This is a genomic window from Mesorhizobium sp. M1D.F.Ca.ET.231.01.1.1 (assembly GCF_003999155.2).
Lineage (GTDB): Bacteria > Pseudomonadota > Alphaproteobacteria > Rhizobiales > Rhizobiaceae > Mesorhizobium.
The window spans coordinates 150439-163402 of sequence record NZ_RZOZ02000005.1 but is presented as its reverse complement, the minus strand read 5'-3'; the positions used below and the strand labels follow the sequence as shown (position 1 = coordinate 163402).

General features: G+C 65.6%; 13 protein-coding genes. 3 read left to right on the top strand and 10 right to left on the bottom strand.

The features are described from left to right. Positions 1 to 13: 13 nt before the first annotated feature. The 10 genes from EN874_RS15810 to EN874_RS15765 form a co-directional block, all read right to left on the bottom strand. Positions 14 to 1102, bottom strand: a complete 1089-nt coding sequence (locus tag EN874_RS15810) for a Gfo/Idh/MocA family oxidoreductase (protein ID WP_127425578.1) — start codon at positions 1100 to 1102, stop codon at positions 14 to 16. An 86-nt stretch (positions 1103 to 1188) separates the two neighbouring features. After that, on the bottom strand, positions 1189 to 2256 hold the full coding sequence (locus tag EN874_RS15805) for an ABC transporter ATP-binding protein (protein WP_127425577.1): 1068 nt from the start codon (positions 2254 to 2256) through the stop codon (positions 1189 to 1191). Then, positions 2256 to 3044, bottom strand: a complete 789-nt coding sequence (locus EN874_RS15800; protein ID WP_127425576.1) for an ABC transporter permease — start codon at positions 3042 to 3044, stop codon at positions 2256 to 2258. The genes EN874_RS15805 and EN874_RS15800 overlap by 1 nt, the downstream gene beginning before the upstream one ends. After that, on the bottom strand, positions 3044 to 3913 hold the full coding sequence (locus tag EN874_RS15795; protein ID WP_127425575.1) for an ABC transporter permease: 870 nt from the start codon (positions 3911 to 3913) through the stop codon (positions 3044 to 3046). The genes EN874_RS15800 and EN874_RS15795 overlap by 1 nt, the downstream gene beginning before the upstream one ends. A gap of 31 nt (positions 3914 to 3944) precedes the next feature. Beyond that, positions 3945 to 5009, bottom strand: a complete 1065-nt coding sequence (locus tag EN874_RS15790; protein WP_127425574.1) for an ABC transporter substrate-binding protein — start codon at positions 5007 to 5009, stop codon at positions 3945 to 3947. Between the two features lie 40 nt (positions 5010 to 5049). Further along, entirely contained in the window at positions 5050 to 6024 is a 975-nt protein-coding gene (locus tag EN874_RS15785; RefSeq protein ID WP_127425573.1) for a PfkB family carbohydrate kinase, read from the bottom strand. Beyond that, positions 6024 to 7049 carry an ADP-ribosylglycohydrolase family protein gene (locus EN874_RS15780; protein WP_127425572.1) on the bottom strand — a complete coding sequence of 342 codons (1026 nt, stop codon included), beginning with the start codon at positions 7047 to 7049 and terminating at the stop codon, positions 6024 to 6026. The genes EN874_RS15785 and EN874_RS15780 overlap by 1 nt, the downstream gene beginning before the upstream one ends. Positions 7050 to 7051: 2 nt before the next feature. Then, positions 7052 to 7777, bottom strand: a complete 726-nt coding sequence (locus EN874_RS15775) for a GntR family transcriptional regulator (protein ID WP_127425571.1) — start codon at positions 7775 to 7777, stop codon at positions 7052 to 7054. Between the two features lie 126 nt (positions 7778 to 7903). Continuing rightward, positions 7904 to 9097 (bottom strand): MFS transporter, encoded by a 1194-nt coding sequence (locus EN874_RS15770; protein ID WP_127425570.1) that lies wholly within the window; start codon positions 9095 to 9097, stop codon positions 7904 to 7906. Positions 9098 to 9208: 111 nt separating this feature from the next. After that, a complete protein-coding gene (locus EN874_RS15765; RefSeq protein ID WP_127425569.1) occupies positions 9209 to 9979 on the bottom strand; it encodes an IclR family transcriptional regulator C-terminal domain-containing protein in 771 nt (256 codons plus the stop codon). A gap of 108 nt (positions 9980 to 10087) precedes the next feature. Between EN874_RS15765 and EN874_RS15760 the strand changes: the two genes are divergently transcribed. Genes EN874_RS15760 through pcaF form a run of 3 tightly spaced genes read left to right on the top strand, consistent with a single transcriptional unit; the run spans position 10088 to position 12951 of the window. Next, the gene (locus EN874_RS15760; RefSeq protein WP_127425568.1) at positions 10088 to 10945 is read left to right on the top strand and encodes a CoA transferase subunit A; all 858 of its coding nucleotides are present in this window, start codon (positions 10088 to 10090) and stop codon (positions 10943 to 10945) included. After that, positions 10942 to 11745 (top strand): CoA-transferase subunit beta, encoded by an 804-nt coding sequence (locus tag EN874_RS15755; RefSeq protein WP_126088348.1) that lies wholly within the window; start codon positions 10942 to 10944, stop codon positions 11743 to 11745. The genes EN874_RS15760 and EN874_RS15755 overlap by 4 nt, the downstream gene beginning before the upstream one ends. After that, a complete protein-coding gene (pcaF, locus tag EN874_RS15750; protein ID WP_127425567.1) occupies positions 11746 to 12951 on the top strand; it encodes a 3-oxoadipyl-CoA thiolase in 1206 nt (401 codons plus the stop codon). It abuts the gene before it with no gap. Positions 12952 to 12964 lie beyond the last annotated feature (13 nt).

Sequence of the window (12964 nt, the reverse complement as noted above, 5' to 3'; positions counted from 1 at the left end):
TCTTTTGCCTGCCTCAGTCGACAGGGACTTCGGAGAGCCTGATGGTCCGGCCTTCCGCCATTGAGCGGTAGCCGGCCTCGACGAGCGCCATGGTCTTGACGTTGTCGGCAACCGAAAGCGCCGGCGGCGTGCCGGTCTTGAGCGCATATTGCAGTTGCTCCATCACGCCGATGAAAGCATGCGGGAACCACATCGTCTCCCAGCCTGGGCTGACCCATTTGCCGCCGGTCGTCTCGGTCGAGGCGTAGGTCAGCGTCGAGGCTATGCCTTTCGGCCAGCCGATCGTGCCCTTGGCAACGCCCTTGGTGCCGTCGACGCGCCAGTTGATGTGCTGGTCGTCCTGATAACCTTGCTGACGCGGGCCGGACCAGACATCTTCCAGCGACACGGCGAGCACGCCGGAGGGAAATCCGAGCGTCGACACCGTGATGCCGTCGAAATGCTCAAATCGCGTGCGCGGATCCTTGCGCGTCAGCGTGGTGATCTCGTCCGGATCGCCGAACAGGAAGCGCAGCACGTCGAGATGGTGCACGCTCATATTGGCGAGCGTCAGCCGGTCGTAACCGGCAAGGAAGGTTTGCCAATGCGGGATCGCGTGCATGTCGATCTCGGCAAAGACGATCTCGCCCAGCGACCCGCTGTCGATGATCTGCTTCAGGACGCGCATCGACTGGTCGTAGCGCATGTTCTGGTTGACCGAGAGGATCTTGCCGGACTTGGCCGCCTCGTCGCGCAGCTTCACCGCCTCCTCGACCGACAGCGCCAGCGGCTTCTGCGCCAGGATCGCCTTGACGTGCGGTTGTCTCAGCGCATGACGGATCAGCGCCGGCTGCTGATCCGGCGGGAAGGCAAGATCGACGATCTCGACGCTGTTGTGCTCGATCAATTGCTCCGGCGTGTCGTGGACGGTCGAAATGCCCCAGCGGGCGGCGACCTTCTCGGCATTCGCCCTGGTGCGCGAAGCAATTGCGACGACGGGAAACCCGGCTTCCTTGTAGGCGGCGAGATGGCATTCGGCCATGATCATGCCGGCGCCGATGCAGCCGATCCGGTAGTCCTTGACCCGGATCTTTACGTCGGGCTCGAAACCCACGTCAGCCATCCATTCCTCCCGTCGAGGACTGGGTATAACGCCATGGTCCGGGCCTCGGCCAAGGCCCGCGCCATCATTTCCCATCAGCAGTTACATCAGTTCGCCGCGATCAGCACCGTGCTTTCCGGCGACCAGCTGAGCACCACGGGCTCGCCCTCGGCCAGCCTGTCGGCGCCGGTGTTCTGGACGATGACCTTCAGCGTCTGACCGTCTCGCTCCACGAAATAGGTGCTGTTGTTGCCGGCGAAGATGCGTTTCGAGACCTGCCCTTTGAGCGTGTTGGCATTGCCGGTGTCGGGCTTTGCCGGGCCGGTCGAGATCTGGATGCGCTCCGGCCGCACGGCGCAGCTCGCCCTGGCGCCGGCTGCGACAGGCGCGCCCGAAGCGGCGGCGATGGCTGTGCCATCCGGCAACCTGATGCCATTGCCGGTGGCATCGCCGCGAAAGATGTTGGCGTCGCCGAGGAAGGTCGCGGCGAACTCGCTTTGCGGCCGGTCGTAGATCTCCTCCGGCGGCCCCTCCTGCACCAGCCTGCCGTCACGCAGGATGCCGATGCGGTCGCTCATCGTCAGCGCTTCTTCCTGGTCGTGGGTGACGAAGATGGTGGTTATGCCGATCTCGCGCTGGATGCGCTTCAATTCGATCTGCATGTCGACGCGCAGCGCCTTGTCGAGCGCGCCGAGCGGCTCGTCGAGCAGAAGCACGCGCGGCTTGGTGACGATGGCACGGGCCAGCGCCACGCGTTGGCGCTGGCCGCCGGAGAGCTGATGCGGCCGGCGGCTGCCGAGCTTGCCGAGTTGCACGAGGTTGAGCGCGCGCTGCACTTCCGCTGCGATCGTCGCCTTCGCTTCGCCGCGCACCGACAGGCCGAAGGCGATGTTGTCGGCGACGCTCATGTTGGGAAACAGCGCATAGTTCTGGAACACCATGCCGATGCGCCGCTTCTCGACCGGCACGCGCTCGACGCTTTCGCCGCCGATGGCGATGCGGCCGGCATCGGGAAAGTCGAAGCCGGCGATCTGCCTGAGCAGCGTGGTCTTGCCGCTGCCGGACGGCCCAAGCAGCGCATAGAAGCCGCCGTCCGCGAAATCGATCGAGACGTCGTCCAGCGCCTTGTGCGCACCAAAACTGCGGGAGACGTTCGCTACCTGGACGCCTGCCATTATTTCTCTCCGCCGAATTTGAAGAAACGCGCCGTAAGCAGCATCAGGGCCATCGACACCACGATGATGATCGTCGACACCGCGTTGATCTCGGGCGTGAATCCCTTGCGGATCGCGGCGTAGATTTCGACCGGCAAAGTCGTCTGGCCAGGCGTCGAGAGGAAATACGAAACCACGAACTGGTCGAACGACACGGCGAATGCGAACAGCCCGCCGGCAATGACGCCGGGCATGATCCAGGGCAGCGTGACACGGTTGGTCACCTGCCACTGGTTGGCGCCGAGCGAGCGCGCCGCCTCCTCCAGCTCCGGCGCGAAGGTCTGCAGCCGCGCGGACACGACGACGATCACGTAAGGCAGCGCCAGCGCGACATGGCCGAGCAGGATGGCGACGAGGCCGCGGCCGATGCCAATGCCGAAGAAGAAGATCAGCATCGCCGTGCCGGTGATCAGCCACGGTATGGCGATCGGCGGGAAGAGCAGCACCTGCAGGAATTTCTTGCCGCGGAACTCGTAGCGAAAGAGCGCGAGCGACGCCATCGACCCCAGCACCGTCGAGATGATGGTGGTGATGACCGCGATCTCGATGCTGTTCCAGGTCGCCGCGATCAGCTGGTCGTTCTGCCAGAGCGATTGATACCAGTCCGTCGTCCACTCGAACGGCAGCTGGTAGAAGGGCGAGGCGTTGAACGACATCAGCGCCATGATGATGATCGGCAGATAGAGGAAGGCGAGCAGCAGCACGATGTAGAAGCGCCCGAACCATTCGAGGATGCGCGTCGTCGCCATCAGGCGGCCCTCCGCAGGACCGGCGCCGCGAGTGCCAGGATGATCAGCACGACAGCGAGCAGGATGAAGGACAGCGCCGCGCCCAGCGGCCAGTTGAAGACGGCGACGAACTGGTCCTCGATGATGGTTCCGTAGAAGGTGCCGGTGCGGCCGCCGAGGATGCGCGGCTCCATGAAGGAGCCGACGACCGGCACGAAGATCAGCGCCGCGCCCGCGATCAGGCCGGGCATCGACAGCGGGATGATCACCCGCTTGAGCACCTGCAGGCGCGAGGCGCCGAGCGAGCGGCCGGCCTCGATCAGCGAGTCGTCGATCGCCTGCAGCGTGAGGTAGCAGGTCAGCACCATGTAGGGCACATAGGAGTGCACCAGGCCGATGAGGACCGCCGGATAGGAATACATCAGGTCGATGTTGATCTTGAATGGCAGCACGGCGTTCAGCGCCGTGTCGAGGATGCCGCCCTCGCGCAGCACCATCGCCCAGGAGAAGATGCGCACCAGCCCATTCGACCAGAACGGCAGGATGACCAGCAGGAAGATCGCCTCGCGGCTGCGGCCTTTGAGCACTTTCGCCAGCACATAGGCCGCCGGATAGCCGATGACGACACACCACAGCGTGACCTCCAGGCCGAGGCGCAGCGAAGCCAGAAGAAGCGTCAGATAAAGGCTTTGCGAGAAGAAGGCCGCGTAGTTGCCGAGCGTGAACGCCCATTCCTTCCCGGCCAGCGGCAGGTCGGTCATGAAGGAGAAGAAGACCATGGCCGACAGCGGCAGGAAGATCGCCACCGTCAGCCACAGATAGGCGGGAAGGAGAAGCGGCAGGGCCGGCCTGAGGCCGCGGCGCGAACCCATCGCAAGCTGGTCAGCCATTTTATTGCCTCTCCTCCCCGAAGGACGCCGGCTACTTCACGTTGACCTTCAGCTCCTGCCACAGCGCCAGGTACTTCTCGCGCTGCTCGTCGGTGATCGGCGCCTGGAACTGGATGCGCTTGGCGACCTCCGGGCTGCCCATGACCTTGCGGTTGAAGGCGTCCTCGGGCAGCGCCTCGACCGCCTTGGTGTTGGCCGAGACCGGCGCGCCGACCTTGGTGACCCATTCGACGTAGAATTTCGGGTCAATCATGTAGTTGATGAAAGCCTCGGCGCCGGCGACGTTCTTGGAGCCGGCTGGGATCGAGAAGGCGTCGAGCCAGGCGACGGCGCCTTCCTGCGGGATGACCAGCGAGACCGGCAGCTTGAAATGCGTCTTGGCGCGGTCGGCCGAGCCGCTCCAATAGGTGCCGATGTCGATCTGGTTGGAGGCGACCATCTGGTTCCAGTCGTTCTCCGAGCTCCAGAAGGTCTTGATCTGCGGCATCAGCGAGGTGAGCTTGGTCTTGACCGCGTCCATGTCCTTGATATCGTTGATGTTCTGGCCGCTGGCGATTGCCCCGAACTGCACCGCCTCGACGGCATCGTCGCGGATGATGACGCGGCCCTTGTGCGCCGGATCCCACATCTCGGCGATGCTCGTCGGCGGCTTGTCGAAGGATTTTTCGTTGATGGCGACAGCGGTCAGGCCCCAGACCCACGGCACGCCATAGACCTTGCCGTCATGGTTGAGCATCGGCGAGCCGGCCTTGTCCTTTGCGATGTCGGCATAGTTGGAAAGCTTCGAGGCATCGATCGGCTGGATCAGCTTGCCGGCCATCGCCTGGTCGTTGAAGGCGGCATTGATCATCACGACGTCGTAAAGGCCGGGATTGGTCCTGAGCTTGGTCAGCATCTCCTGCTCGGAGTTGAAGAAGTCGTTGACGACCTTGAAGCCCGTCGCCTTCTCGAAATTGGCGACAGCCCAGGGTTCGTCGGCGCCATAGCCCTTCCAGTTGAGCACATGCACTTCTTCGGCGGCCCGAGCCGCAATCGTGAATGCTGAAACGACGACCGCGGTCGCCGTCAGTAAAGCGGTCAGTCTGGGCATGCGCATGGTTTCTTTCCTCTCATTGTTCACCCGGTTTGCGGGCTTGTTAAATCGTGGCCTCTTGCTCCTTGCCCTGCTCGGCCGTCGCTTGATCGCGCTGAGCAAGGAATTCCTGGATTTCGTTGTCGGTCGGCGCCGCCGACCCGCCATGGCGGGTGACCGAAAGCGCCGCCGCCGCGTTGGCGTAGCGAGCGGCCTCGCAGGGCGACAGACCGCGCGACAAAGCGCTGACGAAGGCGCCGATATGCGCATCGCCGGCGCCGTTGGTATCGACGGCGGTGACCTCGAAACCGGGAATGGCGCGCGTGCCGCCGTCGGCCAGGCGAACCAGGCAACCATGCGCGCCGGCCCGGATGACGACACCTTTAGCTGCGGAGCAGTGCTCGGAGAGCAAGCGGATGGCGATGGTCTGGGCATCGCCGGCGCCGGCGATTTCGGCGGCCTCATCGGTGTTGCAGCTCAGCCATGTCGCGCGCGTGAGCACCCGATCCAGGATCGGCCGCGGGATCTCGGCGATGACCGGCGTCGGGTCGAAGACGAAAGGAATTTCCGCCGGCAGCTCCTCGATCCAGTCGGCGAGCGCATCGCGGCTGCCGGGATAGCTCAGCGTGTAGCCTGACGCGAAAACCCAGTCGCCGGGGCCGACTTTGACGGGAGCCATCATATCGGGCGTGAGCCGGCTTTCGGCTCCCGGCCAGGAGACGAAAGTCCGCTCGGCGTCGCCGCTGATCATGGCGACGCAATTGCCGCTGTCCATCAAGGGTGACGGCGGCGTCAGCGTCTCGATGCCTTCGGCTGCGAAAGCGGCGCGCAGGAAGTCGCCGTCAGGTCCCGTTCCCAACTGGCCACCGAACACCACCTTCATGCCGGTACGGCTCGCCGCGACCATCATGTTGAAGCCGCCGCCGGGGACGCGCGCGTAGCTCGACGCGGTCTTCTCGGTGCCGGGCGCCGGCAAGGCATCGACGCGATAGACGTAATCCACCACCGCGCTGCCGACATGAACGAGGCGCCCGCCCATCAGGCAACCTCCTTCCGGGAACCGCCCGCGACCCGCGCCGCGACGAGATCGCCGGCCAGCGTGCGGACCTCGCCGAGGTCGATGCCCTTCAGGCTCGCGATCCGATCCTGCGGTAGCCGCGCCAGGCCGGCGCAGGCGCCCGCCATGCCGGCGGCGATGGCGCCAATCGTGTCGGTGTCGCCGCCGAGATTGGCGCTGATGACGGCCGCCCGCCACGCATCGCCTTGCGCCACCTCCAGCACGGCGAACGCCACCGGAACCGATTCCTGGCTCGCGACGCCGGTTCCGATCAGATCGACGATCAGCCCGATCGCCTCTTTCTCCGGCTTGCCGCGGACGAGTTCCTGCGCCCAGAGGATGCGCCGGGCGATGTCGCCGCCGGTGACCCAATGGCCGAGCGCGGCACCAAGCTTTGCCGCCGCGACGGCATGGCCGGAAGCGGCGCGCCAGTCGCCGCCCGAAACACCGAGACTGACCGCGGCAGCGACCGCGGCGGCTGAGGCGATCGCAATCGACGTATTGTGCGTAGCCCGGCAGGTTTCCGCGACTTTCGCAACCAGCGCGTCGAGCGGCTCCGGCGGCATCAGGACGCCGACCGGCGCGATGCGCATCGCGGCGCCGTTGGTGTCGCCGCCGCGTCCAGCGTCTTCGGCCGGCACACCGTTGTTGATCGCGTCGATGGCGCGCTTGGTCGACGGTCCAAGCAGGTCGTAGCTGCCGCGCGCCTTGACGTCGCGCTCCCAGTCGAGCAGCGCGTTCACCCAGCGCGTGTGGTCGAAGCGCTCACCGGAGCTGACCAGGATGCGCCCAAGCAAGAGCGCCTGTTCGGTGTCGTCGGTGACGGCGCCGGCCGGCAGCCCTTTCGACACCGGATGGTCGGCGACAGGCGCCACGAAGCCCTCGACACGGCCGTAGAGCTCGGCGATGCGGGCGGGCGACAAAAGCTGCGTCGGCATGCCCAGCGCATCGCCCAGCGCGCCGCCGATCAGCGCGCCCATTGCCCGGTCCAGCGCGTCGGCCGCCATGCTCAAAACTCCAGATGCAGCGCGAAATGCGCCGGGTTGAGCAGGCTGGTGACGAATTCGATGGCGCGGCCGTCGGCGGCGCGCGTCAGGCGCCGCGTGCGCAGGAACGGCGTGCCCGGCGCGCAGTCGAGGATCGCGGCATCGGCGGCACTCAGCATCTCGATGTCGGCCCATTCCTCGCCATGGTCGGGAACCAGCCCTGCCCCGCGCAGCGTCTGGTGCAGCGAGCCTTCTCGCAGGCCGCGCAGCGGCACATCTTCGAGCTCCGGCGACAGCGGCAGGCGGCTGCGCTCGATCGAGATGGCATGGCCGTCATCGGCATTGGTGCGGACGCGATCGACGGCGATGAAGGATGGGCTCTCGACACCGAGTTTGGCCGCGAGCGCGGCATCCTCGATGATCTCGAGCCGCAGCGTCCGGGTCTCGGCATTGGCGCCCGCATTGGCAAGCGCGCGCGACCAGCCGATCGCATCATCGACCGGCATGCCGTCGAAGGTGACAAAGGAACCGATGCCGACCTTGGTGGTGATGAGCCCCCGACTGGAAAGCTCCTCCAGCCCTTTGCGGACCGTGTTGCGGCTGACCGAGAAGCGCTGCACGAGCTCGTTCTCGCTCTGCAGCCGGTCGCCGAAGCCGAGCACGCCGGAGCGGATCTCATGCTCCAGCACGGTCGCGATCTGCTCGGGCTTGCCCGTGCCGGGGGTGATTTGCATCGCGCGGCGAGCCATATCGATACCTGTTCATTGAACCTGTATAATCCTGTTCAATAGCGTATCTGAAAGGTGCGGTCAATCGCGGAAGCGTCTGCGGTGAAAAAGTCCGCGAGTGTTGCCAAACTTTGGGCCAGGGTCGCGTCAGCGCTCCTCCGGCGGCTTCAGCTGCCGGAACTGCATCAGCAGCAGGAAGTCGTAGACGATCTTCAGTGCACCGCAGATGAGCAGTGGCCACGCCCGAAACGAGGCGGCGAAGAGAGCCCCCGCCAGGACAGGGCTTACCGCGGCGGCAAGACTGCGCGGCACCGACGTGAAGCTCGCGGCGGCCGCTCGCTCCGCCTCGGTAACGACGGCCATCACGTAAGACGAGCGCGTCGGCACATCCATCTGCGACAGCGCGGCCCGGATCAATAAGAAGCCAAGCACCAGGGGCAGCTTGGGCGCCAGCGCCGCCAGCATCAGGGCGATGCTGGACGGAATGTGCGTGAACACCATCGTGTTGACCAGACCGATACGTCGCGACAGCCGGGCGGCCACTGGAAACGAGAATGCCGACAGCACCCCCGACCAGAAGAAGAAGGCACCTGCGGCCGAAAGCGAAAGGTTGAATTGCTCGAACAGCCAAAGTGCAAGCAGCGATTGAACGACGAAACCCCCTGCAAAGGCATCGAGACTGAACAGGGCCGCGAGCTTGAACACAATATGACGCGAAGGACCTAGCGCGGCGGCTTTCTCGGGGGCCGGCGGCGGACGGCGCGGGATCGACGCGTAAAGCGAGCCGCCCAGCAGACCGAGAAGCGAATAAAGGACGAACATGGCCTTGATGCCTGCAAGCCGGTCCAGGCCAACCGGGGCCAAATGGTCAGGCAGCGCGGAAGCCAGTCCACCCGCGGCGGCCGCGAGCGCGCCCGCGACACTGTAGCGAGCAAACATCCCGGTGCGCTCACGCTCGGTGACCTCGCGCGCAAGCACGGCATGCTCCAAAGGTACGAATACACTGACGCTGCCGGCCGAAGGGTTGATCGTGCCGGCGAGCGCAACGACCAGAAGCAGCGCGTAGTCATCGATCACGGCGAAGGCCACGCCGGTGGCAATCATCAGGCCGGCGCCGGCCAGCAGGAGCTGGCGACGATCGTGCCGGGCGCCGAGAAGTCCGACACAGATTGTCAGCAGCGCTGAACCGAGCAGCGACGCTGTCGCGATGACGCCGACCTGCAGGGGAGTAAATCCAAGGGCGAGCAGGTAGACCGGCAACAGCACCGCGACGAAGCCGTCGCCGAAGTCCCGCAGGGCGCGGGCGCCAAAGAGATAAATCGCCGGATGAATCGGCTGCACCGGTCTGGTCTTTCTACAATTGTAGCCAGCAGCGACGTAGCTTCGCAGCCTAGCTCTTGGCTGGAGTGACGATATCATGCCGGGAGTGCAAGCCGACGAGATTGATCGTCGCTAAACGAAGAAGAATTCCTCGACGCGCCGCTTGGCGCTCAGCAGCGCCGGCAGGATCTCGCGCTCCATAGCTTCGACCGAGAAGCGGGCCGACTGGGTCGACACGTTGATGGCGGCAACGGTGCGGCCGGCGCGGTCGTTGATCGGCACAGCGATCGAGCGCAGGCCGGGTTCCAACTCCTCGTCGACGATCGCGAAGCCATCCGCCTTAGCCTTCTCGATGGCCTTGCCCAGCGCGGCACGGCCGGTGATCGTCTTTGCCGTCCGCCGCTCGATCTTGGCTTCCACAAGGAAGGACTTCACTTCGTCCGCCGCCAGGCCGGAGAGCAGCACGCGCCCCATCGAGGTACAGTAGGCCGGCAGCCTCGTGCCGACGTCGAGCGCAACGCTCAAGATCCGGCGGCCGGGAATGCGCGCGACATAGACGACGTCCTCACCCGACAGCACCGCCGCGTTGCAGGCCTCGTCGAACCGCCCCGCCACCTCGCGCATGATGGGCGTGGCAAAAGTCCACAGCGAAGCGCCGCCGAGCCATGTCCGGGCGACAGTCAGTAGGCGCGGCGAGAGCGAAAACAAGCGGCCCGATTGCGTCGCATAGCCGGTGGCGCTCAGCGTCAGCAGGAAGCGCCGGGCGCCGGCGCGGGTCAGGCCCGCCTCCTCTGCCATCTCGGTCAGCGTCATGCCGGCGGGATGGCGGGCGAGGATCTCCATCACCGCCAGCCCGCGTTCCAGCGAGCCAACATGGTCGCGCGATGTTGCTTCGTCTTCCAAGGGACGTACCAGGCTGGCGTTGACTCTGGGCAGGGCGCCACGATAAGAATATCACATAGAAAACTTATGTTCGCAATGCGAACTTTTCGCATCTCGGGAGCCGTCACGATGGTCAAGTTCCTGCCGCTGAAAGAGGCCGTCGCGGAGAATTTGCATGATGGCGATATCGTCGCCTTCGAAGGCTTCACCCATCTGATCCCGACCGCCGCCGCGCATGAGGCGATCCGCCAGGGCTTTCGCGACCTGACGCTGGTCCGCATGACGCCCGACCTGGTCTACGACCAGATGATCGGCATGGGCATGGCGAAGAAGATCGTCTTCTCCTATGTCGGCAATCCCGGCGTCGGCCTGCTCAGGCGCGCCCGCGACGCCATCGAAAACGGCTTTCCGCGATCGATCGAGGTCGAGGAGCACAGCCACGCCGGCATGGCCAACGCCTATGAGGCGGGTGCGGCCGGCCTGCCTTGCGCGGTGTTTCGCGGCTATCGCGGCGCCGGCCTTGCCGCGGTCAATCCGAACATCAAATCCGTCACTTGCCCGTTCACCGGCGAAGTGCTTGCCGCCGTTCCGGCGATCCGGCCTGACGTCACCTTCATCCACGCACAAAAGGCCGACAGGAAGGGTAATGTCCTGGTCGAAGGCATCATCGGCATTCAGAAGGAGGCCGTGCTCGCCGCCAGGCGCGCGGTGGTGACCGTCGAGGAAGTGGTCGACAATTTCGACGACCTCCACCCCAACCTCACCGTGCTGCCGGGCTGGACGATCGCCGCGATCTCGGTCGTGCCCGGCGGCTCTCATCCCTCCTACACGCATGGCTATTACGAGCGCGACAACGCGGCGTATCTCGAATGGGACGAGATCGCCGCCGACCGCGACCGTTTCCAGGCCTGGATGCAGAAGAACGTCCTCGAGGCCAAGGCAGGTGACTTTGCCGCCCGCGTCGGGCATCTGAGGAAGACCGCATGAGCGAAACCAGGGATTTGGGCTTCACCCCCAACGAGATGATGACGATCGCCGCCAGCCGCGCGCTGAAGAACGACGATGTCTGCTTCGTCGGCATCGGCGCGCCGTCGGCCGCCTGCAACGTCGCCCGGCTGACGCATGCGCCCGACATCACGCTGATCTACGAGAGCGGCACCATCGGCACCGCTCCGGACGTGCTGCCGTTGTCGATCGGCGACGGCGAATTATGCGAGACGGCGGTCACCACGGTCGCGGTGCCGGAAATGTTCCGCTACTGGCTGCAGGGCGGCCGCATCTCGATCGGTTTCCTCGGCGCCGCCCAGGTCGACAAGTTCGGCAACATCAACACCACGGTGATCGGCGACTATATGCATCCCAAGACCCGCCTGCCCGGCGGCGGCGGCGCGCCGGAAATCGCGACGTCGTCGAAGGAGATCTACATCACCATGGCGCAGTCGAAACGCGGCATGGTCGAAAAGATCGACTTCTTCACCTCCTTCGGCCACGGCGAAGGCGGCGACCACCGCAGGCGCCTCGGCATCGACACCGCCGGGCCGACCTTGCTGATCACCGATCTGGCGGTCTGGAAGCCGGACCCGGTGACCAAGGAATTCACCGTGGTATCGCTGCATGCCGGCGTCACGCGCGAAGAGGTGCAGGCGACCTGCGGCTGGGTCGTAAGATTTGCCGAGGCGCTTGACGAGACGCCGGCGCCGACAGAACTCGAGCTGAAAACACTGCGCGACCTGCAGGCCCGCACCAAGGCGGCGCATGCGGGAACCGCCAAAGGGAAAGCTGCATAAATGGCCGAAGCCTTTATCTGCGATTACATCCGCACCCCGATCGGCCGCTTTGGCGGTTCGTTGTCCTCGGTGCGCGCCGACGATCTCGGCGCCATCCCGTTGCGCGCGCTCGTGGAACGCAATCAGGGCGTCGACTGGGCCGCTGTCGACGACGTCGTCTATGGCTGCGCCAACCAGGCCGGCGAGGACAACCGCAACGTCGCGCGCATGGCGCTGCTGCTCGCCGGCCTGCCGCAGGACATCCCGGGCTCCACCGTCAACCGGCTCTGCGGCTCCGGCATGGATGCCGTCACCATCGCCGCGCGCGCCATCAAGGCCGGCGAGGCCGAGCTGATGATTGCCGGCGGCGTGGAATCGATGAGCCGCGCGCCGTTCGTCATGCCCAAGGCGGACACCGCCTTCTCGCGCAATGCCGAGATCCACGACACCACCATCGGCTGGCGCTTCATCAACCCGCTGATGAAGAAGCAGTACGGCGTCGATTCCATGCCGGAAACGGGCGAGAACGTCGCCGAGGATTTTTCCGTCGGCAGAGCCGACCAGGACGCCTTTGCCGTGCGCAGCCAGGACAAGGCGGTCGCGGCGCAAGAGAGTGGCCGGCTGGCGAAAGAAATCACGCCAGTGACGATCCCGCAGAGGAAGGGCGATCCGGTCGTGGTGGCGAAGGACGAACATCCCCGCGCCGGCACGATCATCGAGGCGCTGGCCAAATTGCCGACGCCGTTTCGCCTGGGCGGCACGGTAACGGCAGGAAATGCCTCCGGCGTCAACGACGGCGCGGCCGCCCTCATCGTCGCTTCGGAAGCGGCGGCGAAGAAACATGGCTTGACGCCGATCGCGCGTATCCTTGGGGGTGCCGCCGCTGGCGTTGCCCCGCGCATCATGGGCATCGGCCCGGCGCCGGCCACGAAGAAGCTCTGCGCCCGCCTTGGTTTGTCGCCGGATCGGTTCGATGTCGTCGAGCTCAACGAAGCCTTTGCCTCCCAAGGCATCGCGGTGCTCCGCCAGCTCGGCATCGCCGAGGACGCCGCGCACGTCAATCCGAACGGCGGCGCGATCGCGCTCGGCCATCCGCTCGGCATGTCGGGCGCGCGCATCACCGGCACGGCGGCGCTGGAGCTGCGCGAGCGCGGCGGGCGTTATGCGCTTGCGACCATGTGCATCGGCGTCGGCCAGGGCATTGCGATCGCGCTGGAGCGGGTTTGACCGCTTCCACTAA

Coding starts and splice junctions, on each gene's coding strand:
- EN874_RS15800 (WP_127425576.1), bottom strand. CDS start 3,044: ATGGCGACGACGCGCATCCTCGAATGGTTCGGGCGCTTCTACATCGTG.
- EN874_RS15795 (WP_127425575.1), bottom strand. CDS start 3,913: ATGGCTGACCAGCTTGCGATGGGTTCGCGCCGCGGCCTCAGGCCGGCC.
- EN874_RS15785 (WP_127425573.1), bottom strand. CDS start 6,024: ATGGGCGGGCGCCTCGTTCATGTCGGCAGCGCGGTGGTGGATTACGTC.
- EN874_RS15805 (WP_127425577.1), bottom strand. CDS start 2,256: ATGGCAGGCGTCCAGGTAGCGAACGTCTCCCGCAGTTTTGGTGCGCAC.
- EN874_RS15780 (WP_127425572.1), bottom strand. CDS start 7,049: ATGGCGGCCGACGCGCTGGACCGGGCAATGGGCGCGCTGATCGGCGGC.
- EN874_RS15760 (WP_127425568.1), top strand. CDS start 10,088: ATGGTCAAGTTCCTGCCGCTGAAAGAGGCCGTCGCGGAGAATTTGCAT.
- EN874_RS15810 (WP_127425578.1), bottom strand. CDS start 1,102: ATGGCTGACGTGGGTTTCGAGCCCGACGTAAAGATCCGGGTCAAGGAC.
- pcaF (WP_127425567.1), top strand. CDS start 11,746: ATGGCCGAAGCCTTTATCTGCGATTACATCCGCACCCCGATCGGCCGC.
- EN874_RS15775 (WP_127425571.1), bottom strand. CDS start 7,777: ATGGCTCGCCGCGCGATGCAAATCACCCCCGGCACGGGCAAGCCCGAG.
- EN874_RS15755 (WP_126088348.1), top strand. CDS start 10,942: ATGAGCGAAACCAGGGATTTGGGCTTCACCCCCAACGAGATGATGACG.
- EN874_RS15790 (WP_127425574.1), bottom strand. CDS start 5,009: ATGCGCATGCCCAGACTGACCGCTTTACTGACGGCGACCGCGGTCGTC.